Below are 26,453 nucleotides of genomic sequence, written 5' to 3'. Positions count from 1 at the left end.
GTTCATCGGATCATTTCCCTCCGGCGTCGAGCGCCGTCTCTACTGCCGTCATCAGCGGCGTTTCCAGTCGGTTCGCCCTGAACGTCTCGAAATCCGCATCCACCATGTCTCTCCACTCATCGGAATTCGCCGAGTCCAGATAGATGGCGCGCGCGTCATCGGCGTCTCCGGCGAACATCAGGGCGTGCGCGCGGTTGAGCTTGAAAGCTTCCGCTTCCGGATCGAGCGCGAGCGCTTCTTCCGCCGCGGCGAGCGCTCCTGCGGGGTCGTTCGAGAGCAGGCTGAACCAAGCGACATTGTTCAGCGCGGCCGCCAACTCCCCCTCCATTCCCACGCGACCGCGCAGATCGTCCGCGCCGGTCCGCGCGGTGCGCAACGCCGCCTGCGAGTCGCCGGCCGCAGCCTCGGCAAGCGAAAGTTTCTGCGCCATCCGGGCCGCTCGATCCTTGTCAGCGCGGTCACTGCGCGCATCCGCCGCCACCTCCCGCGCCAGATCATGGGCCCGCGCCAACGCCTCAACCGCGCCGGGGGCGTCTCCGAGGCTCCACCGCACGACACCAAGCCGGTCATCCGAAATGACGAGGTCCCGCGCCCATTCCAGCCGGGCCGGGTCGTCCTGTCGCAGGCGCCTCGCGATGGCGGCGTCCGCTTCGAAATGAACGACGGCCGTCTCAAGATCGTCCTCCGTGACCAACAGGTCGCCCAGCTTCTGGTGAATGACCGAGAGATCCCGCGCGAGAAGCGTATCCTGCGGCGCCGTCTCGGCCAGCGCTTCCGCCGCCACAAGGCTGCGCCCGTAGAATGCCAGCGCGCCGCGCAGGTCGTTCTCCGCCAGCGCCACATCGCCCAGCCGTTCGAGCAGCACCGCGACGCCGCGAGAATCTCTCTTGTGCGGGTCACCGCTCACCGCTCGGCGCAACGCGAGCGCCTCCATGAACGATGCCCGCGCTTTCGCAGCATCGCCGGCGTTCAGCGCCATCTGACCGGTCTTCTCCAGCGCGACCGCAAGATTACCTCTCAGCGCGGCGTCGTCCGGGCGCTGTCCGGCCAGTTCGCGGGCCGAGGCGAGCGCGGCGTCGAAAGCCTCCTCCGCCTCGGTTTCGAGGCCGAGCGCGAGGCGGATGTCGCCGAGCCGATCCAGCGCCACGAGCCGGTCCATTCGCCATTGCGGCTCGCCGGGGTCTGCGGCGATCAGTGCTTCGAACGCCTCCAGAGCGTCGCCAGCAGCGTTCAGCGCGGCCTCATTCTCGCCCAGTCGCGCGAGGGTCTGCGACATCTCCGCAAGGGCGGCAGCCCGGCTTCGCAGAAGGTCGGGGCGATCCTCCCCGGCGACGGCCAGCCTGTCGACCAGTTCGCGCGAGCGCTCCAGCATGTCCCGCACGAGGTCCTGGGGCACGCCCTCGCGGTCGCCGAAGCGCCGGGCGAGATCGAAGACGAGATCGTTGGCGGTCTGGCTGCCTCGGTCGAGTATGAGCTCCGCGCGGTCACGCTGTTCCGACGCGATGCGGCGATTGAGCTCCGCCCAGACGCCAAGGCCCGCCGAGAGCGCCGCCACGGCCAGCGCGCCGATCAGCCATGAACGCTGGCGACGGGTCGCCGCCGCCCGAGATACGGCGATCCATGCGCGATGTTTCGAGGTCGGCGGCGGGGCGTTGGCGGGTTGGGCCGCGATCCACGCCTCGGCTTCGGAAAGCTCGTCGCCCCGGAGGATTCGCGACCGGCGGGGGCAGCCCGCATCCGCCCATTCCTCGGCGCGCTCGCCGAGGGTGGTGTGGGTTCGCACCCAGTCGATATCCGTGGTCGTCGCTTCGGCGGCCTTCGCGATGGCGGCGTCGAAGTCATGCGCCGGCGTCGCAAAGATGTAGTTGAGCCGCTCAAGCCCTTCCGGAACCAGGGCGTCGCCAATATCGGCGATCACTACCGGAACGATCCGCTTGTTGAGGCGCGAGGCGACCTCCACCTCCCAGGCGCAGACAGGGGAGCGCACCGAGTTCGGCGACATCACGAAGAGGACTCCGTCTGATCGGGCAATCAGCCCTTCGAGCCGTCCGCGCCAGTCCTCGGCGGGCAGGATCTGCTCGGTGTCGCGATAGACCGTCAGTTCGGCCGCCTCGAGCGCGGCGAACACCCTGTCGGCGGCCTCTCTGTCCCGGCGGGCGTAGGAAAAGAAAATCCGGGCGGTGGGCGAACTCGTCATCACGGCGAGCAGACGCCATCGCGAACGCTAACGTCAAGACGCAGCCCACCGGCATGCCGGAGAAACTGGACCTGTCGCAGTTTGGTTCCGGCCGCTTGAGAGCGATACTCGCCATTAAGGAGACCGGACATGGCGGACAGCCACGTTATCAGGAGCGGGTTGATGTGGCGCGATGCGCCCTCCTTCTATGGTCCGCACAAAACGCTCTACAATCGGTTCATCAGGTGGAGCCTCGCGGGTGTATTCGATCGGATTTTCACGACATTGGCCGCGGGGAGTGTAGCGACCGAGACGGTGATGATCGACGCCACTCACCTGAAAGCTCATCGGATTGCAGCCAGTCTGCTCAAAAAGGGGCTTTTCCCCGGCGCATCGGACGCACGAAGGGCGGCCTGAACTCCAAGCTGCACGCGGTGTGCGATGGGGACGGCAAGTCCTTGATATTGCTGCTCACCGAAGGTCAGGTCAGCGACGATCGCGGCGCGGCGACCGTGCTTCCTGTCTTGCCGGACGCCGACGTGCTGATCGCGGACAGAGGCTGCGACAGCGGCTGGTTCCGCCAGGCGTTGACCGGTCTGGGCATCGAGCCCTGCATTCCTGGCCGCGAGAACCGCAAACAGTCGGTCGAATACGACCAAGACCGCTACAAGCAGCGCAACAAGGTCGAGCGCAGGGTCGCTCAGGTTCTCCGGCTTGCATGGCTCGCTCCGTCAATCGTCGAAGCGATCGCATCGGGCGCGCAACCCGAACGCCTGAAGGCGATCATCCTCGACGAGGCGTACCGTGAGGTGGCGATGCGCGAAGGCGAGCGCACGGTCTCGGTCCCGATCGCGCAAGCCGTGGTGCGGGCGCTCGGGGTGCGGCATGCCGGCGGCGAACGATCTCACCGTCGGCATCATCGCGCTCATCGCCGAAGGGGAGCGCGACCTGATCTCTCGGCGGACATGTGAGGCACTGGCGGCGGTCAAGACCCGCGGGGTTCGGCTGAGAAACCTGCGTCTATCATTGCTGCGACGCGATGGTCGCCCGGAACGTCTTTTGCGCGCTTCGAGATTTTCTCGAGGAAGGAAGCTCTTCTGCGGAACCAACCGCATGGGTCGATCCCGTAGACGCTGCGATGATCGTCGATGAGCGCGAACATCGCTTGAACGGGCGGTCGCGCTCCCTCCCGCTGCCCTCTCGGTGATTGCGAAGCAATGACCGAGAGGGACGACATATGCAGAAGCCTTTCGTAGGATCTCTTTGGTCTGTCGCCGTTCGCGGTTCTCTCGCTCTACCGCTCTCATGCGCTCCCGCTCTTCCGTAGTGGCGCCGGGTCGCGAGCCTTGGTCCCGCTCGACCTGCCAGACCCAGTTGCGCAGCGTTTCTCTGCGGCGCCCGATCTTCGCCGCAGTCGAGCAGATCGCCACCCACTGCGACTCGTGCTCATGTTGGTGCACCAGAATCATCCAAACGGTGCGCTCGCGCATCTCAGGCGAACACGTCTCGGATGTTTTCTTGGCCCCCATAGCTCCATCCTTTCAAGAGTTGGAGCCTCCGACAAACCCGGGGCGGTTCAGCGTTCCACCGGCGCCACGACGAGATGCAAGGGTCGTTGAGAGTGATGATGATCAAACGGGACCGCCGAAGGGACACCCCAAGGTGTCGCCAGGGCAATACAGCTCGATAATGTGCCTGAGACCCGACAAGCGGACTTCATCAAGGCTAGCGGTCAGAAGCACCGCGCACACATGACCGCACCCGCACGATCATAATCAGCTCAAATCAACCCTTGCGCAAACGGAGCCATCCTTACATGACAACACCCGCAGGAAAGGTCCACAGGCTCATGCCTGATATCCGAGAGTCTGATTCGAAAAGGACCGAAGGTTTTCAGGAGCTTGCAAGATGGCGGATGACGTGCCGGATGTGAGCGAAAAGAAGCCGGGGCCGAAACCTCTGGCGAACCTTGGCCGGGTCAGGATGCCAGGCCAGGATCAACGATTATGGCGCGAAAATCGTTGACATTGGTAAAGGTCGGTCCGGTGTGCAACGCATCACCGAGCGCATCGAAGAATGGTCCAGCATCGTTGTCTTTCAGCGCCAGATGGGGATCAAGCCCCAATTCCCGTGCGCGCCTCAACGTGTCCGGCCCGACAATCGCACCGGCGATATCGCCGGCGCCGTCCTTGCCGTCGGTATCCGCCGCCAAGGCGTGGATTCCATCGGCGCCGGCAAGCCCTAGGGCTAGGCCGAGGATGAATTCGCGGTTGCGCCCTCCCCGCCCCTTTCCGGTTACCGTGACCGTGGTTTCACCGCCTGAAAGGAGGACGCAGCGGCGAGGCAGGGAACTGGTGCCTGCGCGGACGGCACAGGCGATCCCCGCCAGAACCCGGCCGGCCTCGCGGGCCTCGCTTTCGATCACGTCGCCCAGAACGACCGCCGGATACCCTGCGGCCTCGGCCACATCCGCCGCCCCGAGAAGCGCCAGCGAAGGCGTCGCAACGAGATGATTGGCAACATCGTGAAACGCCGGATGATCGGCTTTCGGCGTCTCGGATTCCGCAGCTTGCAGCCAGCGGCGCACCGCACCGTCGACCGCCACGTCATAGCGCTCCAGAATGGCAAGGGCCTCGCCGGAGGTGGAAGGGTCGGGCGCCGTCGGCCCCGAAGCGATGGTGCTGAGATCGTCGCCGGCAACATCGGAAACGATGAACGAGACGACGCGCGCAGGCTGGCATGCCACGGCCAACCGTCCGCCCTTGATACGCGAGAGGTGTTTTCGCACGCAGTTCATCTCGTGTATCGTGGCCCCCGAGCGCAGCAGGTCCGACGTGATGCGCTGCTTGTCGTCCAGCCCGATCGCGGCCGCCGGCGCCACCAATAAAGACGAGCCGCCCCCGGAAATCAGGCACAGGACCATGTCATCCGCAGTCAGCCCCTCCACGGCGGCGAGGATTCGTTCGCTTGCCGCCAGGCCCCGTCGGTCTGGAACGGGATGGCTCGCCTCGACGATTTCGATCGTCCCGGTCTCATCCGAATAGCCGTCCGGCACCACGACCACGCCCGACAGCGGGCCGGGCCACATGGTCTCGACCGCCCGTGCCATGGTCGCCCCGGCCTTGCCGGCGCCGATCACCAATGTGCGTCCCTTGGGCGGGGCGGGCAGGACCGCCCGGATCCCGTCGGCGGATCTGGCGACGTCGACGGCGGCATCGAACATCCGGCGCAGCAGCGCGAAGGCCGCCTCGTTCCGATTCTCCATGGCAGGCGCGCTCCTAATAGACTTTATAGGGAAGCCACATCGCAATCTGGGGGAAGATGTACAACAAGATCAGCGTCAACAGCAGGATTCCGACGAAGGGGATGATCCCGAGGAAGATCGAAGTCAGCTTCATGTGCGGCGGCGCGACGCCCTTGAGGTAGAAGGCCGCCATCGCCATCGGCGGCGTCAGGAACGCGGTTTGCAGGTTCACGGCGATCAGGATGCCGAAAAAGAGCGGATCGATATGATAATGCGGCAGCAGCGGCAGGAATATCGGGACGAAAATGACGACGATCTCGGTCCAGTCCAGCGGCCAGCCCAGGAAGAAGATGATAAGCTGCGCGAAGATCAGAAATTGCAACGGCGAGAGGTCCATGCTCAGAACCCAGGCCTCGATGGGCTGATTTCCGCCCAGCAGCGCGAAGGCCGCCGAGAAGATCGACGTCCCCACGAACAGCCAGCAGACCATCGCCGAGGACTTGACGGTCAGCGATACCGATTCCTTCATCAGCGAGAAACTGAGCCGTCTGTGAACCACGGCCAGAAGGAACCCGCCGAACGCGCCCAGGGCGGCCGCCTCGGTGGGTGTCGCAAGACCGAAGACGATCGATCCCAGAACCGCGACAATCAGCAAGGTGAGCGGAAATACCGAGCCGAGCAGCAGGCGGAACGTCTCGACCCGGCGGAAATCGAGGAAGATGTAGTAAAGGCTTATCGCGCCCAGGGTGACGAGCGATACGATCCAGAACCATGCCGGGATCTCCATCTGGTCGGCGAGCGTCTCCCCCACATCGGCGGCGCCCGTGGATGTTCCCGCCGTCGGCGCCTTGGACGGTGTTGCCGCGCCAGGCGTCTTGGCGCCGCCGACAGTGCCCGCATTATAGTCGATGGTGGTCTTGAAGCCGAGCGGTTGCGGCGCGGAAACCACGGCCGCCGGATCGCTGATCGTGCCATACGCCCCGACGACGAGGCCGATGCTCAGAAGCAGCGGCAACAACACGACGAAGGCGTAACGCCCCACGGCAAAGAGATTGCCCCCGCGGACCGCGCGCCAGGCCTTTGCCGAAAAGAGGGCGGCCAGCGGGTTGCGCGAGCCCGAGCGAACGAACAGCCGCGCGCTGCCCGTTAGCTCGACCTTGCGGTCCTCCTCGGACAGCGGCGGCGCGGTATCGGGCCGAAACTTGGCCAGAAAGGTAATGTAGAGCACGTAGAGCGTGGTCAGCAGGATACCGGGAAAGAGCGCGCCGGCGTAGAGCTTGACGATCGAGACGCTGGCGGTCGCGCCATAGACGATCAGCATGATGGACGGCGGAATGAGGATGCCGAGGCACCCCCCCGATGCGATGGATCCCGCCGCCAGCTTCTCGCTGTAGCCGGCCCGCAGCATCACCGGAAGCGCCAGCAGCCCCATCAGCGTCACCACCGCCCCGACGATGCCGGTTGCGGTCGAGAACAGCGCACAGGTTGCCATCGTCGCCACGGCCAGGGCGCCCGGCACGCGCGCCATCGCCACGTGCAGGCTCTGGAACAGGCGCTCGATCAGGTTCGCCCGCTCGACGAGGTAGCCCATGAACAGGAACAGCGGGATGGCGATCAACACGTCGTTCGTCATGATCTTGTAGGCGCGCTGAACGGTCAGGTTCAGCGTCTTGCCAACATCCCCGTCATAGGCGATCAGCATGAAGATCACGCCCATCCCCATCAGAGTAAATGCCGCCGGAAAGCCCAGGAGGATGATCCCGACCATCATTCCAAGCATCAGCAGCCCGAGCTGCGGGCGCGGCCAGCTGGCAAGGTCCGGCAGGATCACGTAGCCCGCCACCAGCAGCGCGATCAGCGCGAGCGCACCGCCCAGATAGCCGCGGGGGAACGAGCCGGTCTTCTTCGTGCCGGTGCCGTCGTTGCGGGGGCTCACTTGCTCTCCTCCACGATCTTCCTGAGCTTGTCGACGTCCACTTCCTCGACGTCCACCGCGCGGGGCGGCCATTCGCCATTGATGAGGCACATGATACAGCGCAGGACTTCGGCCAGCCCCTGGAGCGTCAGCAGGAATCCCGCCACCGGGATTGTCGCCTTGAACGGAAAGAGCGGCGGCCCGTCGGCCATGATCGACGAGCGCTCACCGATGATCCACGCCTGCTCAGCAAAAAAGAAACCGGCATAGACGAGCGCCAGTATGCCGGGAAAGAAGAAGAGCAGGTAGAGCGAGAGGTCGATGCTCGCCTGCGCCCGCGGGCGAAGCGCGGCATAGATGAGATCGGCACGCACATGGGCGTTCTGCGACAGGGTGAACGCACCGCCCAGCATGATCATGGAGCCGTAAAGCATGATCTGCACGTCCGTCGCCCAGGCATGCGGCTCTAGCAGGACGTAGCGCGAGAACACCTCTGCGGTGATGAACAATGTCAGCGCGGCGATGAGCCAGCCGGCGAGCCTTCCGACCCATTTGCTCAGGCGGTCGATGAATCTGACGAGACGAAGCATGTTCCTCCTCCGGTCGGTGGCAGGACGACGATACGTTCATCGCCCTGCCGCCGGTTCTTCGCACGCGGGAATGAGCGGATTCAGCGCCTCAACCGTTGCGGAACATGAAGTTGTAGGCCTGCAGCCGGTTGGGGTTGGTATCGAGATCCCATCCGGCCACGCGCTTGGCGAACTCGCGCTGCGATTCGTAGACCCGCGTGAACATGGGATCGTTCGCCGACCTCTTTTCGACGACCCTTTCCCAGGCTTCGAGCTGCGCCTGCAGGATCTCGGGCGGCGTGCGATAGACGTTCACGCCGTCTTCGGTCTGCAACTCTTTGTAGGCCGTCGAATACACGTCGGCCATCTTCCAGCTGATATCGGCGGCGGATGCCTCGGCGGCGAATTTCAGGATCGCCTGCAGGTCGGGCGACAGCGAGCGATAGGTCTTGCCGCTGAACGGGATCTCGAACTGCTCCGTGGCCTGGTGATAGCTCTGCATCATGTAGTTCTTGACCACGTCGGGAAAGCCGAGGGCCCGGTCGCTGGAAGGGTTGTTCCACTCGGCCGCGTCGATCACGCCGCGATCGAGCGCCGGTACGATATCGCTTCCCGGCAGCGCGTTGACGGCAACGCCCAGCTCCTCGAACATGTCGATCGCCAGCCCGACGGTGCGGAACTTGAGCCCGCGCAGATCGTCGACGCTGGTCACCGGCTTCTTGAACCATCCCAGCGGTTGGGTCGGCATCGGGCCGGTCAGGAACGAGACGACATCCCGGTTCAGGCTCTTGTAGATCTCGGCCAGCAATTCCTTGCCTCCGCCATACTTGTGCCAGGCCAAGACGAGGTTGGAGTTCATCCCGAAGGCCGGCCCGGTTCCCCAGAGGCCGAGCGCCGCGCTCCTGCCGTACCAGTAGGCGATGATGCCGAAACCGGCATCGAGCACGTCATCCGACACCGCGTCCAGAAGATCGAACGCCCGAACCACCGAGCCTGATGGCAACACGTCGATCTTGAGACGCCCGCCGGACATCTGATCGACCTTTTCGGCGTAATCGACCGCGAACTGGTGCTGGATGTCCCCGGTGGGAAAGGTGCTTTGCAGGCGCAGCGTGCGGGTTTCCTGGGCGTGTGCGATATGCGGTGCGCCCAGCGTGGTGGCGACGGCGCCGGTGGTCAGCCCCGCCATCATCTTTCGCCGCGACAGCCCATTGCGCGCGGCCGTCCGGTTCACTTTCTCCGTGTCGTTTCCCATGACAAATCTCCTCCACTTGTCGTTGCGGGGCGCCCCCGCCCGGGACGGGCGGAAGGCGGGCGGTTCAGGCCGTTTCCCGGCCCGTCTATTCGATGCTGAAACCGGCCATTTCCTCGAGCGCGAGGATCAGTGCAGAATGATCCTTGCCGACATGGCCGTGGGCGGCGCAGACGTTGAAGAGTTCCTGTGTCGTCGCTGTGTTGGGCAGGCCCATGTTCAATTCCCGCGCGCCGGTCAGCGCGAGGTTGAGATCCTTCTGATGAAGGTTGATCCGGAAGCCCGGATCGAACGTCCGCTCGACCATGCGGCGGCCGTGCAGCTCCAGGATGCGCGACGATGCGAAGCCTCCCAACAGCGCCTCGCGCACCCGGGCGGGATCGGCACCCGCCTTGCCGGCGAACAACAGCGCCTCGGCGATGGCCTCGATCGTCAGCCCGACGATGATCTGATTGGCGACTTTGCAGGTCTGTCCGTCGCCGTTGCCGCCGACCAGGGTGATGTTCTTGCCCATGGTCTCGAAAAGCGGCCGGACGGTCTCGAACGTGTCGGTGGGCCCGCCCACCATGATGGTTAGCGACGCATTCTCGGCGCCGACCTCGCCGCCAGATACGGGCGCGTCAAGATATGTACAGCCAAGGTCGTTGATGCGCTTGGCGAAATCCTTGGTCGCCAACGGCGAGATGGAGCTCATGTCCACCACTATGTTGCCCTTCGACAGGCCCTCGGCCGCGCCATTCTCACCGAAGAGGGCCGCCTCGACATGCGGCGTGTCGGGGACCATCAGGATCACGATGTCGGATTTCGCGGCAGCCTCTTTGGCGCTGCCCGCGGTCGCAGCGCGCGCGGCGATGTTCTCGGGGATCGCAGCAATGTCGTAAACGGTCAGTTCATGTCCGGCATCAAGCAGATGGGCCGCCATGGGTCGTCCCATGATGCCAAGACCGATGAAGGCTATTTTCATTGGGTGGCTCCCTAGTTCAGATTCGGGCGTTCGGGCGGGGGCCGGATGCCATCCCGACCGCGACGACGATCTCGTCAGCCAAGGGAGCGTCGGGAATGAAGATCGGGATCGTGTGATAGAATGTCTGATCCTTGGCATCTACCTTGTGCGCCATCGGCAATTCGAGGGTCAGCCCGGTGGGCGCCACCTTCTGGTTGCCCACCATCCATGCCGACCCGTTGACAGCCTTGCGGCAGGGATCGCCGAAAAGCGTGGTATGGATGAGCGCGTTGGCGTGCTCGTAATCGCCGCCCAGACCGACGGCCGCCGCCTTGCCCAATGACTGGGCTTCATCCGCGCCGCCGAGAATGGAAACCGCCCGGTTGGCAAGCAGCTCGCCCAGCTTCGGCGCAACTTCGTTGATCTTCGGCTTGAGGTCTTCGACAAAGCCCTCGCCGGCCCACGGGTTCTTGATCACGGCTGCGACGATGACATGTCGGAACGGCCGGGAAAGTTCCCGCTGATCGTAACTCACATCTTCCTGGAAGATGGAAACCTTGCGAATCGTCAGTGTCATAACAGCGTTCACTCCCGAAATTGTGTTGCACCGTGTCCGATAGTGGACAGCGCGTCCACTCATGTCAAGCATGACGTCCACTTTAACAGGCTGCTGAAAAAGTCCGGGCTCGACGCTGTGTCGAGAACACGATTCACTCTTGGCTCGGCGGCAGCGGCGGGACTGATGATGCGCGGGACGGATGAGGCGGCGGGGTGGCTGTTCAGCTATGTCGGTCTTGTGGAGCGCGTTCCGGCACGGCGCCCGCTGCGCTTGACCCGTCGGATCGTGAACATCGCGTTGGCAAGCCTCGATGCCGAGTACAATGCGCTCTACACCGATTTCGGCCGTCCCTCCATCGCACCAGGGCGCCTGATCCGGGCGGGCCCGCTGCAATTCCTGTTCTCGATCCGGTCCGAGGGGCAGTTGATGGAGCAGATGGACCACAATCTGCTGTTCCGGTGGTTTGTCGGGTTAGGCATGGACGACGCTGTCTGGGCGCCGACGGTGTGCACGAAGAACCGCGACCGGCGGCTGACGACTGATATGTCGCGCAAGGTGACGGCCGCGATCCCGACACACCCGGAGATCCGACCGCTGCTCTCGGATGAGCACTTTTCGGTGGACGGCGCCTTAGTCAAGGCGTGAGCGTCGATGAAGAGCTTTCAGCCGACGGGCGACAGGGCGACACCGGGCGAGGACGATCCCGGAGGGCCACCGCCACCAGCTGACGAGACCTCCGCCAACACCGACCAGCCCCAGCAGACCGAGATCCAATCGATGCCCGACACGCCCCGCGAGACGCTCAACGCCGAAGTGAACTTCCGAGGCGAGAAGCGCCAGAACGCGACCCATGCATCGGTTACGGACCCGGATGCGCGGCTCTGCGAGAAGTCGCCGGGCGCCGCGGCGATGCTATGCTTCATGGAACATACCCTGATGGAAAACCGGAATGGTCTTGTCGCGCAGGTAGAGCTGACCCACGCCGATGGGCATGGCGAGCGGAAGGCGGCGCTTGAGATGATCAATCGGCGCCCCCGGGCTCGACCTGGCGTCTGACTTCTTCAGCAGCCTGTTAGTGCGCACTGGCGGAGTTGCTCCGGGCGTTCTAATGGTATCTTCACTACTGCATCGACGTCTCATGGAAGGCCGAATGTCACAGATACTGGGAACCCGCGTCCGTCAGATCCGCGAAGGCCGCAGATGGTCGCTCAGGGAGACAGCGGACAGGACCGGGGTCAGCAAGTCGATGCTGTCCAAGATCGAACGCGACGCCGTGTCGCCGACAGCCACCTTGCTGGGGCGTCTTGCCGAAGGGCTGGGGATCAGCATCTCGCAACTGATCGGCGGTGAAGAGCCGTGCGGAGACGTCATGTTCATGCCAGCACGTGAACAGCCCGTGTTCCGCGTGCCGACAACCGGGTTCGAGCGCCGGTCACTTTCTCCCGTCGCGCATGGGAACGGCAGCGTCGATTTCGTCGCCAACATCCTGCCGCCGCTCCAGAGTTCCGGCACCTTTCCGCCGCATCACGACGCCGTCGAGGAAACGCTTGTCGTTGCGGTGGGCCGCCTCAGGCTCCACCTGGGGGCCGCGCAATACGATATCGACACCAACGACGCCATCTACTACCGGGCGCACCTTTCCCATAGGTTCGACAACCCGTCGGAGAGCGAGACGGCGCTGTTCTACATCATGGTCAACAACGCCGCTGTCGCCGACACCTCTTGATCGTTCCGTAGCGTGCTCTATAGTGGACAATATCGCTCGGTTGATCCGGAGGTTGCGATATGTCCACCGCCCGCAACATGCGTATTCTCATCCTAGGTGCGGGCGCCATCGGCGGCTATTATGGCGGGCGCCTCTTGGATGGTGGCGCCGATGTCACCTTCCTTGTTCGCACGAAACGTGCGGCGCTGCTCTGCCGGAACGGGCTGATCGTCCACAGCGCGCTGGGAGACGTGAAGGCCGATGTGCATACCGAAGAACGGCCCGGCCGGATTTACGATCTCGTCGTCCTGGCCTGCAAGGCGACCGGCCTCGACGCCGCCATCGACGCGATCCTTCCGGCGATCGGGCCGGATACCACCGTTCTTCCGCTCCTGAACGGCGTGCGGCATCTGGCCATGCTGGACGAGAGGATCCCGCAGGCCGCCATACTCGGCGGTCTGTGCCATATCGGCGCCACAATGGACGACAAGGGCGAAATCCGGCACCTCAACGACCTGCAGCGCATTGCCCTCGGGGCACGCCGTCCGGAACAGGGCCGGGCCGCCGAGCGGGTGCATGCCGCCCTGTCCCGTGGCGGAATCGCGCCGGTGCTCAGCACCGATATCATGCAGGAGATGTGGGAGAAGTTCGTGTTCCTGACCGCTTATGCGGGGCTCACCTGCATGATGCGCGCGCCTGTCGGCGCCATTGCCGCCACCACGCACGGCAAGGCGGTCGCGCGGGAACTGCTCGAGGAATGTGCGGCGATCGCCACGGCTTCCGGCTATCCGCCAGCTGCGGAATTCATCGAATCGTCGTTCGTGACGCTGAGCGATGAGCGCTCGGAGGGCGCCGCATCCATGCTGCGCGACGTATTGCAGAACCGCAAGACCGAGCAGGACCACATACTCGCCGACATGCTTTCGCGTGCCCGGTCAGCAGGTGTATCGGCGCCGATCCTGCGCCTCGCAAGTACCCATATGGAGGCATACGAAGCCCTACGCGCCGTCCACTCTGATTGAGCAACCCTGCAGGCAGTGCCGGCTCAGCAAAGGCGAGCCATGACGGTTGTGTCGCAAAGATATCTGCGGGCCAAATGCAAGCGTTTTGCTGGACACAGTTATCCTGCCAGCGCTGCGAACTGCTGAAAGGCGATGCGGCCGTCGCCAGCAAGCTGACCCTTTCGGAACATATGCGCGGTCTCGATCCCGGCGAGGGTCGCCTGCGCAGCAGCGAAGGATTTGAAGCCCTGACCTGCCACTGAACTTTCATCTCGCGCAGCGGGGCGGGCGATTGCGGAGGTCAGCGTCCGTGCGTAGTCGGCCGGGGTCTGGTCGTCCAAGGCCGAATGCGGGCGTTCGATGTTGCAGTCAGCTGCCCAGGCAGCGATCACGGCCCGCGCATAAGCCAGATGTTGATCGGCTTGGAATAGGGCCCCCGTTTCGGGGCTGATCGGCTTCCAAAAGGGATCCCTCCGAGACTTGGGTCCACAGTGCTTCCAGGGATGATCCTGGAGCCAAGATTGGGATGCTGATTGTGGAGACGGGCGCCAAGATCCGCCGGGCGCGTTTCGTGCAGGGCAAGGCCATCAAGGAGATCCGCCGGGAGCTGCGGCTGTCTCGGAAGGTCGTGAGGAAGGTGCTGCGGTTCGCCTATCAGCGCAGCGTCCAGCCGCGACCCAGACTTGGGCCATGGACGGATGCGCTCGACGATCTGCTCGCAGCGAATGCGGCGCGCAGCAGCCGCGAGCGAGTGACGCTGACGCGCATCTTCGAGGACCTGCGGGGCGTGGCGTCGCGCCGCTCGGCTATGACGCCAAGGGTCGCACGTTTATCGTCAATGCGGCGGAGGCTGCGACCGTTCGAACGATCTTCAAACTCTATCTCGAACACGGCTCGATCCGGTCGGTGCAGGCCGAACTCGATCGGATGGGCCTGCGAACCAAGCATCGGCCGGGACTGCAGGGCACGGCGGTGGGTGGCGCGCGCTACGGACGTGGCCATCTCCAGCATCTGCTGACTAACCCCGTCTACATCGGCCGGATCCGCCACAAGGAGACGACCTATGATGGCGCGCATGATGCGATCATCGGGACGGATGTGTGGGAAGCCGTTCAGGAGAGGCTCATTCATCAGTCGGCGAAGGATCGAGGCCGGATTGCAGTTTCGGCGCCCTCTCCGCTCCTCGCCAAGATCGTCGATGAGACAGGGGACCGCCTGACACCTACACATGCGAACAAAAAGGGACGACGGTATCGTTACTACGTCTCGCACCGATTGATCGCGCCCCGAGGAGCGCTGGACGCATCGGGATGGCGCGTGTCCGCGGAACGCCTGGAGCGGGCCTCCGCTGAGGCGATCGCCAGCCGCATGGAAGAGACCGCGTTCGCGATCAAGCTGCTCGACAGTCCGGCCGCAGTCGAGATCGAACGTGTTCGTCGCTCTGCGGCGAAGCTTGCCGAAGGCCTGCGGGGCGAACGCCGCAACGCGCTTCTGGCGCAGGTGATCGCCGGCGGCTCGATCTCGCCGGATGCGATCGCGATCGAGTTGGCTTCGAACGTCCTCGCGAGCTTGCTCGAAATTGACGTCGCCCGCATCGACCCCTCGCATCTCTCCATCATCGCCCACATTCAGATCCGCCGGCGTGGGGTCGAGACCCGCATCGTCATTGGCGATGCGCCGCCGGACATTGACCGGAACCTCATCACGAAGATCGGCGAGGCGTTGCGATGGTTCGAAGAGGTCAAGGCGGGCGCTTCAATCCAGGACATCGCCGGTCGCGAGCGGGTGACACGTCAGCGCGTCGGCCAGGTTCTTCGTCTTGCGTTTCTCGCCCCTGGCCTTGTCGACGATGCTCTTGCCGGAATGCAACCCTTGGAGCTCACCACCGATCGCATCGTAAAGGCGCCGCATATGGAACTCTGGAAAGGGCAACGCGCCTGGGCGGCGAATCTTTGAGCCCGCGCCGCCGCTAAATCCCTTCAAAGTGAACCGCAGCATTCGCGATTGGAGACGCGCCGCCGTTTCGCAGGCATTTCGTCACCGGAGACCGATCTCCCGCATCGCGCCACGCCGCTAACCCCCGGAAACACGGGGCTATTCGGGAGGAGACCAAGAAGGCCGCAAATGCAGGGGACTGGCTGGCTGGGGCGGCAGGATTCGAACCTGCGAATGGCGGCACCAAAAGCCGCTGCCTTACCACTTGGCGACGCCCCAGCAGCGAGCGGATACCTAGCGTTGGGGCGCGGGCTTCGCAAGCGCTTGAAATCCACGCCCGGCGGCTTGCGCGCGCCTAACCCCGGCGCTATACGGCGGCCTGTTCGGAGTGTAGCTCAGCCTGGTAGAGCACTGCCTTCGGGAGGCAGGGGCCGGAGGTTCGAATCCTCTCACTCCGACCAATGATTTAAAGGGGTTGGGCCAGAGGGCCGAAAACCGCCCCCGGACTTGCCCCCGAGAATGGCGTCCTGCATTTCCTGCGTTCTGGCGATTCGGCGGCTTCGTCACGCTCTTCTGAAAATCCGGGCGCCAGATTCAGTAGGTCCGGCGCAGTTCCTCGGGGGTGGTGCCGAAGGACGATTCGATCTCTTGCATCTGCGCGCCGCCCTGGCAGGCCCAGGTGATGGCGGTGCGCCGCAGGTCGTGCGGCGTGCAGCACAGGATGCCGGCGTTCCGCCGCGCTTTCTGGAAGCCGCGCTTCACGCACTCCGCGCGCTTGCCGCGGCAATGCACCACCCACTCGGCGCCATCGCGCTCCCAGTAGTGTCAATGGCGCCGGAAAAACCCGCCACGAGGGCGCCCGAATATCCATGCGTATTTGCACGCTGATCTCGCGGCCTGATCTGAGGGCGCGCTGCCCGGCAACACGATCACCCTGACCGCGCCCTACGCCGTGAACTCTGGCGACGGCTTGCTCGTCGGCTCCATCTTCGGCATCGCCGCAGGGAACGCCGCAAATGCCGAGACGGTCGAGACCGCGCTCGTCGGCATCTTCGATCTGGAGAAGGTCGTATCCCAAGCCTGGTCCGCCGGTGACAAGATCTATTGGGACAACTCCAAAAAGGAATTCACCAAGACCGCCACTGCGACTACGCTGATCGGCGTGGCCGCTGAGGCTGTTGCTGGCGGCGAATTTCGTGCACCGGGTGATCAGCGACATTGGCGCATTAGTGATTTCGCGCGCGACGGGCGCCATTCTGGCCACCATCGCGGTCGACGCAATCCTTGGTGGTCTGGATACGCTGCACATCGTTGATATCCCGCCCGCCGAACCAGCCAGCCTGTTGATCGAAAAAATAGAAAAGGCGAAGCTCTGCCTCGCTGCCCAAAGAGCTAGCGCGCCGCCATGGGCACAGGCGCCGGAACGGCCGAGAGCAGTTTTTTGGTATAGGCATGTTGCGGCGCGCGCAGCACCTGTTCGGTCGGGCCGGTTTCGACAATCTCGCCCTTATACATTACCGCGATGCGGTGGCTCACCCGCTCGACAATCGCAATGTCGTGGCTGATGAACAAGAACGCGATCCCCAACTCGTCTTGCAATTGCTGCATCAATGCCGTGACCCGCGACGCGGTGGACACATCCAGAGCTGAAACCGCCTCATCGGCAACGATCACCTTGGGTGAGACCGACAAGGCGCGCGCAATGCACAGCCGCTGCCGCTGACCGCCCGAGAATTGATGCGCGAACAGCTCTGCCGCCTCCGGCTCCAACGTGACCTTGACCAGCAGTTCGGCGGCGAGTTCGCTGCGCTCTGTCGGACCAAGCCCGCTATGCAGATAGGCCGGTTCCGTGATCAGATCGCGGACCTTCATGCGCGGGTTGAGGCTGGCATAGGGATCCTGAAAGATCATCTGAATGTTCGAGCGTTGCTTGCGCAGCTCTTCGCTGTTCATGTCTACAATGTCGCGCCCATTGATCACGACCGAGCCTTGATCCGGCTCAATCAAGCGCATCAGGGTGCGCGACAGGGTGGACTTGCCGCAGCCGGATTCGCCCACCAGGCCCAGAGTTTCGCCCGGCCGGATATCAAGGCACACATTGTTGACGGCCTGAAAATGAGTGCTTCTTGAAAAAAATCCGCCGCCGGAATGGAATGCTTTGGACAGACCTTTGACCGACAAAACAGGCTCTTGCTCTGGCACTGCGGTTCGGATCACTCCTTGCCCCAGTTTCGGGGTGGCGGCCATCAGCATGCGCGCATAATCCGATTGCGGCGCGTCAAACAATTGGGCCACGGGGGCGGTTTCCTCGGTCACGCCATTGCGCAAGACCAGCGCGCGGTTCGCGACCTCGGCCACCACGCCCATGTCATGGGTGATGAACAAGACCGCCATGCCCAATTCAGCCTGAAGGCTTTTGAGCAAAGCCAGCACCTCGGCCTGTGTGGTCACATCCAGCGCTGTCGTCGGCTCGTCCGCGATCAACACTTCTGGCCGGCAGGCCAGCGCCATGGCGATCATCACACGCTGGCGCAACCCGCCCGATAGCTCATGCGGATACTGGCTCAACCGCCGTTTCGGCTCGGGGATGCGCACCTGATCGAGCGCTTTCTCAGCCGCGGCAATCGCCTTTGCGCGCGACAGATTCTGATGCCGGCGCAAAACCTCGGCCACCTGCTCGCCAATCCGCATCACCGGGTTCAACGAGGTCATCGGCTCTTGAAAAATCATCGAAATCCGGTTGCCCCGCACATTCGACAATTGCTTGTCATCCAGCAGATGCACATCAACCGGATCGTCCTGCCCCAGCCGGATCGTACCCTGCTTGATCCGCCCGCCTTCGCGTTCGATCAGCCGGATCACAGCCAGAGCAGTGGCGGACTTGCCCGAACCAGACTCGCCCACCAACGCCAAGGTTTCTCCCGCCCGGATATCGAACGAAAGATCTTGCACAGCGACATGGCTGCCGAAGGAAACAGAAAGGTTTTCGACAGACAGAATTGGGGCGTCAGACATGGGTTAGAAGCTCTCCATCGGCGGGGTCCAACGGCCCGGTTGCGGGGTGAGCCGCGCCTCGAACGGATCGCATCCGAACACTTGCCAATGCACCGTATCCGCCAGCGTCAACATCCCCCACGCCTCAGCAGGCTCGCCGCGGGTTGAAAAACTTTCGGTCAGGGATTGCTGGGTCAGGTGCGAAATACCGTCAACCGTGGTCACCGTGTTCCAATGCACATGGCCGGCCAGACAGAGCACCGGCACCTGCGCCTGCCCCAGCGCCGTGCGCGCGCGGCGCGATTGCGGATAGCGCGAGGCCTCTGGGCGACATTCGAAATAGTAATTGCCGATCTGGCTATGGCCCGACACCGGCACATGGCTAACCACCAAAGTCGGCTTGCTGGCCTTTTGCATCACATTCGAAAGCCACAGCAAATCTTGCTCCGGCAACTGAAAACTATGCGGCGTTGTCGAGCGCCCGATCTTGGCATCGGCGCGCCAAAGGGCGATTTGCCAATCACCGAAATCCAGCAGCTCGTTTTCCAGCTTTTGCCCCAGAATTTTTTCGTTCTGCGCCACACTCAAAAATTCGCGGTCGTGATTGCCGCAAACATGATGGATCGGCGCGTTGATTGCCTGCATGGCGTCGATAACTTCGACCTCCAGCTTCAGATCGGCCTCTTCGTCAATATCGGAAATGCGGTCGCCAAGATCCAAGACAAGATCTACCTCTTCGGTATTGGCCCATTCTGCGAAATCCGCCAGCAGCGCCAAGGCGGTGTCGCCGCGTTTGGTAAATTTGGGTGTCCCGTGGTGAATGTCGGCGATCACGCCAATGCGTAGAGTCATGATTTGAGTACCTTGTTGAAGAGTTGACGCGCGCCCGGCCGAGGCACGCGCCTTTATTGACCTTATCTATCAGTCAGAGAGATAGAGCCGGCGCGGAAATCGAGCACATAGGGGATATGCCCCGGCAGCGGCTTCCAATTCACGCTTTTCTGCATCGCCCAGCTTTCAAACGGGCGGTAGAGCGGCAGAACCGGAGGATCAGCTTTGATCCTGTCCATCAGCTTGGCATAGGCCGCATTGCGGACCGCAACATCGCTGGAGAAACGGAACTCATCCCAGATCGCGGCATACTCCGCATCCGTATTGAAGCGGCCGCCGCTTTCAGAGGCGCCGTCCGGCGCCCACATCACCCCGAACGAGCCAAACGGATCCGCAAAATACATCGGGTTGGACCAACTGCGGGTCATCATTTCAGGATCATTGCCGTTCCATTTGGCACTAACGCGCAGCTTGCCTTTGACGCCAATCTCGGACCACATTTCTATGATCGCTTGACCAGCCAGAACACCATTGGTGTAGTAGACAGGATAGGCGTCAAAAATGATCTCTTCGCCGTCGTAATTGCTTTCGGCCAGCAGAGCCTTGGCTTTCTCGGGATCGTATTCAAAGGTCTTCAGATCAGGCTGATGCAAATCACCCATTTCGACCATCGTGTGGCTTGACGGCACGATCGCCTTACCCAGCCACAACGCCTCGTTCAGCAGATCGCGGTCAATGGCCAGCGACAGCGCTTGGCGCAGTTTCGGATCGGTCAGCTTGGGATGGTTCACGTTCATGATCATGACGTGGAAGAGCGCCGTCGCGCTGCCCTCAGTTTTCAGATCAGCGTCATTCTCGATCAACGCCAACTGGTCCGGTGCGATATTGGTGATAATATCCGCCTCGCCGGTTTTCAGCGCCGTGATCCGGGCCGAAGTTTCTGGCATCCGGATGACCGAGGCTTTCTCCAACGGGGCCTTTTCGCCCCAGAAATCATCAAACCGGGTGTAGATCACCTTTTCGCCCGGCACGAATTCAGAAATCGCATAGGGCCCGGTACCGACCGGCGCGAGGCTAAACGCCTCATAGTCACCATCCTCGGCAACATCAGGATCGCCCGACAGCGCCTTCGTATAGTCTTCGGGGATGATCATGACCTGTTGCAGGTTCATCAAAGTTTCCCAAAGAGGCTCTTCACGCTCAACACGCACGCGCACCGTGTAGTCATCAACCTTGGTTGCTTCGACAAAGTTGCTCAGACGGTCTTTGGAGCGCACCAGATAGGGCGGAAATGTCGCTTGATAGATTCGGTTTAAAGAGAACACCACATCATCCGCGGTCATCTCTTCACCGTTGTGGAATGTCACGTCTTTGCGCAGCTTGAATTCCATCACCTTGGGTTCGACAAGCTTCCATTCCGTTGCCAAAGCGGGTTTCCAGATTTGTTCGATCGTGTGCGGGTCGTGGCCAACCAATGTGTCCAGTGCGTTGTAATAGAACTGCGAGCCTGTGTTCGAATGGTCGCGTCCGGGATCGAGAAATTTGGGAACATTCGCGGCCCCCACCGTGATTTCCTGGGCGAAAGCGCCCGTTGCCGCCAGGATCGCAGTCGTTGTGACAAGTAGTTTTTTCATTTCCGTCTCCATGATTAAAAGGACGGGCCTTGAAAGCCTCTTGTTGTTCAGCGGTCGCGTAGACGCACATCGACATGGTCTCGCAACCAGTCTCCGAGGATCTGCACCACATAGGTGAGAAGAAGGATCGCCAAAGCAGGCGCGATGACGACCCACGGGGCGGAGGGCATGTAATCGCGGCCATACCCGACCATCGACCCAAGCGTCGCCGTGGGAGGCTGTACGCCCAAGCCCAGGAACGACAGGGTGGATTCGAGGATCACGATATTCGACAGGGACAGCGTGAACTGCACCACCAGAGGCGAGATGATATTGGGCAGCACGTGCCGGCGGGCGATGTAGAACGGCGCCGCACCGCTGGCCTTGGCGGCCTCAATGAAGGGTAAGCTGGTCAGCTTGCGTACCTCGGCGCGCACGATGCGAGCATATTGCTCCCACCCGGCGGTGCCCAGAACACAGATCATCACCGTCAACGACGTGCCAAAGACCGACAGGATCAGTAGCGCGATCAGCGTGAAGGGAATGGCGATTTGCAGATCGACACCTGCCATGATGACATCTTCGGTAAAGCCGCGGCGCAGCCCGGCCAGCATGCCCAGAAACCCGCCGATCATCAGCCCGATGCAGGCCCCGATCACCGCCAGCAAAAGCGTTAGCTGCAAGCCGAACAACGTGCGCGTCAGAACATCGCGGCCCAACTCATCCGAGCCCAGAAGGAACCCTTCTTTGTAGCGCTCGAACCCAATGGGCGGGCGCAGCCGCGAGATCAGGCTTTGCTTGAGCGGATCAAAGGGCGCGATCAGCGGCGCAAAGATCGCCGCCAACAGCAGGATCACCCCCAGAACCGCCGCCACTTTCTGAAAACTATTGGCCTCGGTCCACAGGCTGCGCAGCTTGCTGCGACGGGGCATTTCGGTGCTCATGCTCATCGGCTCACATCTTTCCCAAACGAATGCGAGGATCGGCATAAGCGTAGGCGATATCGGTCAGCGCATTGATCACCACCACCGCCAGCGCAACGGTAATCACCCCGAATTGCAGCACCGGATAATCCCGCGTGATGGCCGACGACACCAACAACTCGCCAATGCCTGGCCAAGAGAAGATTGACTCGACCACCACATTGCCCGCAGCGGCCATGCCCGCGATTTGCAGCCCCAGCACTGACAACACTGTGATGCTGGCATTGCGCAGCCCGTGTTTGAGCACCACCACACCCTCGGGCAGACCCTTGGCCCGCGCCGTGCGCATGAAATCCTGGCCCAACACGTCCAGCATCGCGTTGCGGGTAAACCGGGTCAGCGCGGCGATCAGCACGCCTGACATCGCAATGGTCGGCATGATGAAATGCGCCCAGGTGCCATTACCCACCACCGGCAACAAATTCCATTTGAACGAAAGCAACAGCACCATGAAAGTGGCGATGATAAAATTCGGCACCGCATAGCCGACAAAGGCCAGCGACATGATCGCGCTGCCAATCCATTTGTCGCGAAACAGCGCCGCCAGCACGCCAAAGGGCAAAGAGATCACCAATGTCAGCGCCAGAGCCGCGGCAAGCAATTGCAGCGACGGGCCAACCCGCTCTGCAACGATCTCGGACACCGGGCGGCGCTCCATAAAGGATAGGCCAAAATTGCCCTCAAGCACGCCCTTGAGGTAGTGCAGGTATTGCTCCCAGATCGAGCCATCCAGCCCGAAATAGGAAATCATCATCTCGCGATCTTCAGACGTTAATCCATCGCCCAAAAATGTATCAAGCGGGCTGCCAGACAGGCGCGTGGCAAAAAACACCAGCGTGATAATGGCAAACAGCGTCACCACCATTTTTATCAGCGTACGCAGAATATACAGTGTCATGAGCCTGCCCTCGCCCGTTGAACATGCAGAAAATGGATGCCAGCCGCTTGGGCGGCGGCCCCATCGGTTTCGGGGTTGTCGCCCACCAGCACCGACTGCGACGCGGGCACCCCGGTGCGTTCCAAGGCCCACTGCACACTATAGGGGTTGGGCTTCCCAATGCTCTTGGCCTCGACAGTGCCCAGCATCGCATTGATCGCCGCCAGCAACGCGCCGGTTTCGGCAATCGGGTAGCCGTGTAGTGACGGGTGCGAGCGATCAAGATTCGACACCCAAAGCGTCGCACCGTCCAATACCTGCGCCGCGATCTGGTTCAGTTCGGGAATGCGGAGCGCGGTATCCCGGCACAGTAGCGCAATCTCGGGCCGCGCGGCTTCCAAATCGAACCCCAGTTTGTCAGCAAGACCGCGGATCGACGGACTACCATATAGCGCGAGCTTTGCGCCGGGATGCTGACGGCTAAGATGAAACAGCGTCTGCTCTCCGGCCAGCAGGATCCGATCTGGATCAATGCTCACCCCCAGTTCGTCAAGCTCTCCGGCCAATTGCGGGGCCAGATGGGTCGAGTTGTTCGACAGAATCCACAGGCGATCGCGGCACGTCTGCACAAAATCCGGCGCATCAGAGAACGCCTTGCCACTCGACACCAGACACCCATCCAAATCGCAAAGCACAAGCCTGCGATCGGCCACCCGCGCCGCATCGAGAAAAGAGCTTGTTTCAATGTTCTGCGCAAAATCGATTGTCACCCGGCAAACCTCTCTTGTTCGGCGCCAAAGCACCGTTGCGCGGCATGCCCCACGCAAGTGAAAAAATTGGAAGCGGTGGCCATTGACCACCGGCTGCATGTTCTAGGGCTAGCGACTGAATGTAACAAAAAATAGTTGCTCTAAGGCGCGCTTCAAAGCTACGCTTTTAGGTGGCGAAAGCATTACTATAGTTGGGACGAAATGAGTTTGTCAGTCAGCCGATTGAAGGCACTATGCGCCGTCGCAGAAACCGGGTCATTCGCGGCAGCGGCCCGCAAGCTTGGCGTCACCCAGCCTAATGTATCTCAACAAATCAAAAAGTTAGAGCAATCTTGCGGCATCAGCCTGTTCAGCCGTCAGAACGGCCAACTGATCGCCACGCCCTTTTGCGAGCGGGCCAGCGAATCGGCCGCGCAGGCGATTCAGCACCACGAAGCCTTCGAAACTATGTTGAAACATCACGGGAATCTCGCTCAGGGCCATTTGAGTATCGGACTGGGCAACGCGGTGCCGGGGATGGAGCTGATCTCGAAATTCAACAAGGCCTATCCCGACGTTACGTTGAAAGTCGCCACCGGATCTTTCCGCAAGATCATCCGCGCCGTGCTGGATCAAACCGTTGATGTCGCCATCTTGCCCGACATCCCCAAAGACCCCAGATTTCGCCGCAAGGTTCTGCTGAACAATCGGGTGGTCGCCATCGTGCCGGTGCATCACCGTTTCGCCAGCATGCAAGGGCTGTCCTGCAGCGACCTGCTGAGCGAGCGTCTAATTTTTCGCTCCGAAGGCTCCTCGACCCAGAAAGTCGTGGATAGATACTTCCGGTCCCATAACGTCCAACCCGCACCCTTGCTGAAACTCGACACGCGCGAAGGCGTCTACGAGGCGGTTGCCCACGATATGGGCGTGGGGTTCGTTTGGAAAACTGGCACCGGGCGCACAGAGGACGTGCAACAAATTGATCTAGTCGACGGGGAAACCAGCAGCGCCGAGGTCGTTTTTGCGCCCAAGGACCGGCAGATGGAGGTGATAGACGCCTTTTTCGGATGCTGCGTTCAGATCAAGGGTAGCGCGCGCCTGCCCGGCCCCTTCCCCAGCGCTGGCCTGACGCCACAGCTCGCAGCTAAAGGCCGACTCTAAGAGGCCGAGCTGTTCTGAGGCATTCTTTCAATCAACCGCGTTTCCAGCAACTGGCCAGTTTCATACAGCACCGGATAGGCGATCGCAGAGATATGGCTGTTGACCTCGCGCAGCGCGCGCAGGGTTTCCAGATGGATGTCGGAGGTCTCAAAGCTTTCGGGCTTGCCATTTTGCAGCCGTTTGAGATGCCGCTTGCGACTTTCCCGTTCAGCAGTCTTGATGTCGGTCTTCTCAAGGCTCAGCAACCGCGCGCTTTCTGGATCGTTCGAGATCAGCACATTCGCGGCAAGCTTGATATTCGCGATGATCCCCTCGTGCATTTGTGTCAGCTCTGCCCGGCCCTCGGCGCGGAACACCCAGCCGCGCGCGTGCAGCCGCTGGGCAAGCGCGGTCAAGCGTTTTGAGATCACATCGCCCGCAGATTCCAGCCGGATCGCATATTCCACCATATCCCGCGCCGCCCGCGCTTCTGATTTCTTGTAAGACTCGCGGGGAATAGCGGCAACGAAATTGCGGATCTCGGTCAGGCAGGCATTAACTTGGCTGTCCATTGCCCGAATGGAGCCGATCAGATTGGCATCGTCGGTCTGGTAAATCTCCAGTGACGGGCGGAACATCGCCTCGACCAGCCCCGACATCCGCATCAGCTCTTGTTTCAGGCAGGTCAGCGCCATGGCGGGCGTGCCGAGCGTGGCTTTGTCGAGCTGCGAGCCCGGCGCAATTCGCGCGCTTAAATCTCCGCGCGTTTTTGGCTCGGGCAAGAGCCGCACGGCCAACGGCTCGATCAGGCGGCAGAACGGCAAAGTCAGCAGGAGCAGCGCGACGTTAAAGCCGATATGGGCGAAGATGATACTCTGCGCGGCGCCCAGATTGGGCCGCTCGAAAAACTCCAGAACCGGCGTTGCGCTGACCAGAAACAGCGCGCCAAGCGCCATCGCCCCACGCAGTCCGAAATTGGTCACAACCAGCCGCCGCGCCGCAATGTCCATGCCGCGCGCCAGCCAGACCGGGATCAGACCGCTGCCCAGATTTGCCCCCAGCAGAATGCCGAAACCGGCGGTAAAGGACAGCGCCTCGATCTGCACCAAGGTGATGACAACCAAGATCGCCGCAACACCTGAATGCATCACAAAAGCTAGCACTGCGCCGACCAGAAAGGCGGTGATCAGGTCAGCCTCCAGATAGGCCGCAGCCGCCGGTAAAAAGGCACTGTCGCGCACCGGCTCGACCGCTTCGCGCAGTAGCCCCAGCGACATTAGGATCAGCGCGATACCCATGATGATCCGGCCATACTGGCGCAGGCGGCGGTTCTCGGCCTTGACCGACAGCCACCCGCCCACCGCCAGCAGCGGCGCTACGATCCAGCCGATGGGGAAGGACAGGATTTGCACGATCAAAGCCGAACCCAGATCGCCGCCCAGGATGATCGCCAAGGCCGTGGGAAAGCTGAGGTAGCCTGAGGCCAAGAACCCCGCCGCCAACAGGGCGACCGCGGCCGAGCTTTGCATCACAACCGCAAGCGACATGCCCGTCGAGGCCGCGCCAAACAGGTTTGCCTGCTTGCGCAACACCCGCTGAAACGATGCGCCATGCGCTCGCTCGATCCCTGTGCGCACCATCCGCACAGAGAACAACAACAGCATCGTTGCGCCAGCCAGACTGATAATGAAGGACAAAATGACCATCTGATTTTTCTATTCTTTGACCTTACTTTACCCGCCAAAGCTGAAGCATCGTTAGCGCCTCTGCAGGCATCGCATGCCGGTGAAGATACCGCTCATCAGCCGTCCCAGCGCTACTGCCCAATACAGTGAGCCGTTCCACTTCGTGCCCTATGGCGTAGTGATTTCACCGCCCCCTTTGACCAAGACGAGCCGACCACGGCCCGTCAAGCTGTACCAAGCCCGGACCAAAGACATGCTTTGGGTGCCCCCAAGGGCGGCTAG

21 protein-coding genes, 2 tRNA genes and 5 pseudogenes are annotated in these 26,453 nt (G+C 62.2%); 9 read left to right on the top strand and 19 right to left on the bottom strand.

What is annotated here, in order from left to right; translation table 11 throughout:
- Positions 1–10 precede the first annotated feature (10 nt).
- Positions 11–2,197: a tetratricopeptide repeat protein gene (locus G5B40_RS09535; protein WP_165097885.1), complete on the bottom strand. Its 2,187-nt coding sequence runs from the start codon at positions 2,195–2,197 to the stop codon at positions 11–13.
- Positions 2,198–2,250: 53 nt separating this feature from the next.
- On the opposite strand from G5B40_RS09535, the gene G5B40_RS21205 reads away from it, so the two are divergent.
- The gene (locus tag G5B40_RS21205) at positions 2,251–3,147 is read left to right on the top strand and encodes a transposase (RefSeq protein ID WP_246209789.1); all 897 of its coding nucleotides are present in this window, start codon (positions 2,251–2,253) and stop codon (positions 3,145–3,147) included.
- 143 nt (positions 3,148–3,290) lie between these two features.
- On the opposite strand, the pseudogene G5B40_RS21200 reads toward G5B40_RS21205, so the two are convergent.
- The 7 genes and pseudogenes from G5B40_RS21200 to G5B40_RS09495 form a co-directional block, all read right to left on the bottom strand.
- Positions 3,291–3,705 (bottom strand): annotated as a pseudogene (locus tag G5B40_RS21200) (transposase); the annotation flags it as partial.
- 449 nt (positions 3,706–4,154) lie between these two features.
- Positions 4,155–5,441: a glycerate kinase type-2 family protein gene (locus tag G5B40_RS09520; RefSeq protein ID WP_165097879.1), complete on the bottom strand. Its 1,287-nt coding sequence runs from the start codon at positions 5,439–5,441 to the stop codon at positions 4,155–4,157.
- Between the two features lie 13 nt (positions 5,442–5,454).
- Positions 5,455–7,356 (bottom strand): TRAP transporter large permease, encoded by a 1,902-nt coding sequence (locus G5B40_RS09515; protein ID WP_211907439.1) that lies wholly within the window; start codon positions 7,354–7,356, stop codon positions 5,455–5,457.
- Positions 7,353–7,925 (bottom strand): TRAP transporter small permease subunit, encoded by a 573-nt coding sequence (locus G5B40_RS09510; protein ID WP_165097877.1) that lies wholly within the window; start codon positions 7,923–7,925, stop codon positions 7,353–7,355. Before G5B40_RS09510 ends, G5B40_RS09515 begins: the two co-directional genes overlap by 4 nt.
- Before the next feature lie 88 nt (positions 7,926–8,013).
- A complete protein-coding gene (locus tag G5B40_RS09505) occupies positions 8,014–9,159 on the bottom strand; it encodes a TRAP transporter substrate-binding protein (protein ID WP_165097875.1) in 1,146 nt (381 codons plus the stop codon).
- An 85-nt stretch (positions 9,160–9,244) separates the two neighbouring features.
- Complete coding sequence (locus G5B40_RS09500) at positions 9,245–10,120, bottom strand: 2-hydroxy-3-oxopropionate reductase (protein ID WP_165097873.1); 876 nt, start codon at positions 10,118–10,120, stop codon at positions 9,245–9,247.
- A gap of 16 nt (positions 10,121–10,136) precedes the next feature.
- Positions 10,137–10,676: an amino acid synthesis family protein gene (locus G5B40_RS09495; RefSeq protein WP_165097870.1), complete on the bottom strand. Its 540-nt coding sequence runs from the start codon at positions 10,674–10,676 to the stop codon at positions 10,137–10,139.
- Positions 10,677–10,844: 168 nt separating this feature from the next.
- On the opposite strand from G5B40_RS09495, the pseudogene G5B40_RS09490 reads away from it, so the two are divergent.
- From G5B40_RS09490 to G5B40_RS09480, 3 genes and pseudogenes are all read left to right on the top strand, one after another.
- Positions 10,845–11,725: pseudogene (locus G5B40_RS09490) on the top strand (transposase); the annotation flags it as partial.
- An 83-nt stretch (positions 11,726–11,808) separates the two neighbouring features.
- Positions 11,809–12,384 carry a helix-turn-helix domain-containing protein gene (locus tag G5B40_RS09485; RefSeq protein WP_165097868.1) on the top strand — a complete coding sequence of 192 codons (576 nt, stop codon included), beginning with the start codon at positions 11,809–11,811 and terminating at the stop codon, positions 12,382–12,384.
- 59 nt (positions 12,385–12,443) lie between these two features.
- A complete protein-coding gene (locus tag G5B40_RS09480; RefSeq protein ID WP_211907438.1) occupies positions 12,444–13,385 on the top strand; it encodes a ketopantoate reductase family protein in 942 nt (313 codons plus the stop codon).
- A gap of 98 nt (positions 13,386–13,483) precedes the next feature.
- On the opposite strand, the pseudogene G5B40_RS09475 reads toward G5B40_RS09480, so the two are convergent.
- Both G5B40_RS09475 and G5B40_RS09470 read right to left on the bottom strand, forming a co-directional pair.
- Positions 13,484–13,612 (bottom strand): annotated as a pseudogene (locus tag G5B40_RS09475) (IS6 family transposase); the annotation flags it as partial.
- A 12-nt stretch (positions 13,613–13,624) separates the two neighbouring features.
- Positions 13,625–13,780: pseudogene (locus tag G5B40_RS09470) on the bottom strand (integrase core domain-containing protein); the annotation flags it as partial.
- 110 nt (positions 13,781–13,890) lie between these two features.
- Here G5B40_RS09470 and G5B40_RS21195 point away from each other — a divergent pair.
- Together G5B40_RS21195 and G5B40_RS09465 are read left to right on the top strand one after the other, a co-directional pair.
- Positions 13,891–14,148: pseudogene (locus G5B40_RS21195) on the top strand (IS21 family transposase); the annotation flags it as partial.
- Positions 14,055–15,320, top strand: a complete 1,266-nt coding sequence (locus G5B40_RS09465) for a recombinase family protein (protein ID WP_165097865.1) — start codon at positions 14,055–14,057, stop codon at positions 15,318–15,320. The pseudogene G5B40_RS21195 and the gene G5B40_RS09465, both read left to right, overlap by 94 nt.
- A gap of 183 nt (positions 15,321–15,503) precedes the next feature.
- On the opposite strand, the gene G5B40_RS09460 is transcribed toward G5B40_RS09465, so the two are convergent.
- Positions 15,504–15,578: transfer RNA gene (locus G5B40_RS09460), tRNA-Gln, on the bottom strand.
- 105 nt (positions 15,579–15,683) lie between these two features.
- On the opposite strand from G5B40_RS09460, the gene G5B40_RS09455 reads away from it, so the two are divergent.
- Positions 15,684–15,760 (top strand) — tRNA-Pro (locus tag G5B40_RS09455).
- A gap of 133 nt (positions 15,761–15,893) precedes the next feature.
- On the opposite strand, the gene G5B40_RS09450 is transcribed toward G5B40_RS09455, so the two are convergent.
- A complete protein-coding gene (locus G5B40_RS09450; protein WP_165097862.1) occupies positions 15,894–16,094 on the bottom strand; it encodes a site-specific integrase in 201 nt (66 codons plus the stop codon).
- Between the two features lie 157 nt (positions 16,095–16,251).
- On the opposite strand from G5B40_RS09450, the gene G5B40_RS09445 reads away from it, so the two are divergent.
- Positions 16,252–16,614 (top strand): DUF2190 family protein, encoded by a 363-nt coding sequence (locus G5B40_RS09445; protein WP_246209787.1) that lies wholly within the window; start codon positions 16,252–16,254, stop codon positions 16,612–16,614.
- 77 nt (positions 16,615–16,691) lie between these two features.
- Here the strand turns inward: G5B40_RS09445 and G5B40_RS09440 are convergent, their stop codons facing one another.
- From G5B40_RS09440 to G5B40_RS09415, 6 genes are all read right to left on the bottom strand, one after another.
- The gene (locus G5B40_RS09440; protein ID WP_165097860.1) at positions 16,692–18,314 is read right to left on the bottom strand and encodes an ABC transporter ATP-binding protein; all 1,623 of its coding nucleotides are present in this window, start codon (positions 18,312–18,314) and stop codon (positions 16,692–16,694) included.
- 3 nt (positions 18,315–18,317) lie between these two features.
- Positions 18,318–19,145, bottom strand: coding sequence for a metallophosphoesterase family protein (locus G5B40_RS09435; RefSeq protein ID WP_165097857.1), 828 nt, complete (start codon positions 19,143–19,145; stop codon positions 18,318–18,320).
- 62 nt (positions 19,146–19,207) lie between these two features.
- The gene (locus tag G5B40_RS09430) at positions 19,208–20,758 is read right to left on the bottom strand and encodes an ABC transporter substrate-binding protein (RefSeq protein ID WP_165097855.1); all 1,551 of its coding nucleotides are present in this window, start codon (positions 20,756–20,758) and stop codon (positions 19,208–19,210) included.
- Between the two features lie 47 nt (positions 20,759–20,805).
- The gene (locus tag G5B40_RS09425; RefSeq protein ID WP_246209786.1) at positions 20,806–21,687 is read right to left on the bottom strand and encodes an ABC transporter permease; all 882 of its coding nucleotides are present in this window, start codon (positions 21,685–21,687) and stop codon (positions 20,806–20,808) included.
- A gap of 4 nt (positions 21,688–21,691) precedes the next feature.
- A complete protein-coding gene (locus G5B40_RS09420; protein ID WP_165097853.1) occupies positions 21,692–22,618 on the bottom strand; it encodes an ABC transporter permease in 927 nt (308 codons plus the stop codon).
- The gene (locus G5B40_RS09415; RefSeq protein WP_165097851.1) at positions 22,615–23,367 is read right to left on the bottom strand and encodes an HAD-IIA family hydrolase; all 753 of its coding nucleotides are present in this window, start codon (positions 23,365–23,367) and stop codon (positions 22,615–22,617) included. The genes G5B40_RS09420 and G5B40_RS09415 overlap by 4 nt, the downstream gene beginning before the upstream one ends.
- A 201-nt stretch (positions 23,368–23,568) precedes the next feature.
- On the opposite strand from G5B40_RS09415, the gene G5B40_RS09410 reads away from it, so the two are divergent.
- Positions 23,569–24,507, top strand: a complete 939-nt coding sequence (locus tag G5B40_RS09410) for a LysR family transcriptional regulator (protein ID WP_165097849.1) — start codon at positions 23,569–23,571, stop codon at positions 24,505–24,507.
- Here G5B40_RS09410 and G5B40_RS09405 read toward each other — a convergent pair.
- The gene (locus G5B40_RS09405) at positions 24,504–26,192 is read right to left on the bottom strand and encodes a Na/Pi cotransporter family protein (RefSeq protein ID WP_165097847.1); all 1,689 of its coding nucleotides are present in this window, start codon (positions 26,190–26,192) and stop codon (positions 24,504–24,506) included. The two genes, G5B40_RS09410 and G5B40_RS09405, sit on opposite strands and share 4 nt — an antisense overlap.
- Between the last annotated feature and the right edge of the window lie 261 nt (positions 26,193–26,453).

The sequence above is a fragment of the Pikeienuella piscinae genome, assembly GCF_011044155.1.
Classification (GTDB): domain Bacteria; phylum Pseudomonadota; class Alphaproteobacteria; order Rhodobacterales; family Rhodobacteraceae; genus Pikeienuella; species Pikeienuella piscinae.
This window is presented reverse-complemented; position numbering and strand designations above follow the sequence as displayed.

Excerpts from the sequence above, each read along its gene's own strand:
- G5B40_RS09535 (WP_165097885.1), bottom strand. The coding sequence starts at position 2,197 with ATGACGAGTTCGCCCACCGCCCGGATTTTCTTTTCCTACGCCCGCCGG.
- G5B40_RS21205 (WP_246209789.1), top strand. The coding sequence starts at position 2,251 with ATGCCGGAGAAACTGGACCTGTCGCAGTTTGGTTCCGGCCGCTTGAGA.
- G5B40_RS09520 (WP_165097879.1), bottom strand. The coding sequence starts at position 5,441 with ATGGAGAATCGGAACGAGGCGGCCTTCGCGCTGCTGCGCCGGATGTTC.
- G5B40_RS09510 (WP_165097877.1), bottom strand. The coding sequence starts at position 7,925 with ATGCTTCGTCTCGTCAGATTCATCGACCGCCTGAGCAAATGGGTCGGA.
- G5B40_RS09505 (WP_165097875.1), bottom strand. The coding sequence starts at position 9,159 with ATGGGAAACGACACGGAGAAAGTGAACCGGACGGCCGCGCGCAATGGG.
- G5B40_RS09500 (WP_165097873.1), bottom strand. The coding sequence starts at position 10,120 with ATGAAAATAGCCTTCATCGGTCTTGGCATCATGGGACGACCCATGGCG.
- G5B40_RS09495 (WP_165097870.1), bottom strand. The coding sequence starts at position 10,676 with ATGACACTGACGATTCGCAAGGTTTCCATCTTCCAGGAAGATGTGAGT.
- G5B40_RS09485 (WP_165097868.1), top strand. The coding sequence starts at position 11,809 with ATGTCACAGATACTGGGAACCCGCGTCCGTCAGATCCGCGAAGGCCGC.
- G5B40_RS09480 (WP_211907438.1), top strand. The coding sequence starts at position 12,444 with ATGTCCACCGCCCGCAACATGCGTATTCTCATCCTAGGTGCGGGCGCC.
- G5B40_RS09465 (WP_165097865.1), top strand. The coding sequence starts at position 14,055 with ATGGACGGATGCGCTCGACGATCTGCTCGCAGCGAATGCGGCGCGCAG.
- G5B40_RS09440 (WP_165097860.1), bottom strand. The coding sequence starts at position 18,314 with ATGTCTGACGCCCCAATTCTGTCTGTCGAAAACCTTTCTGTTTCCTTC.
- G5B40_RS09435 (WP_165097857.1), bottom strand. The coding sequence starts at position 19,145 with ATGACTCTACGCATTGGCGTGATCGCCGACATTCACCACGGGACACCC.
- G5B40_RS09430 (WP_165097855.1), bottom strand. The coding sequence starts at position 20,758 with ATGAAAAAACTACTTGTCACAACGACTGCGATCCTGGCGGCAACGGGC.
- G5B40_RS09425 (WP_246209786.1), bottom strand. The coding sequence starts at position 21,687 with ATGAGCATGAGCACCGAAATGCCCCGTCGCAGCAAGCTGCGCAGCCTG.
- G5B40_RS09420 (WP_165097853.1), bottom strand. The coding sequence starts at position 22,618 with ATGACACTGTATATTCTGCGTACGCTGATAAAAATGGTGGTGACGCTG.
- G5B40_RS09410 (WP_165097849.1), top strand. The coding sequence starts at position 23,569 with ATGAGTTTGTCAGTCAGCCGATTGAAGGCACTATGCGCCGTCGCAGAA.
- G5B40_RS09405 (WP_165097847.1), bottom strand. The coding sequence starts at position 26,192 with ATGGTCATTTTGTCCTTCATTATCAGTCTGGCTGGCGCAACGATGCTG.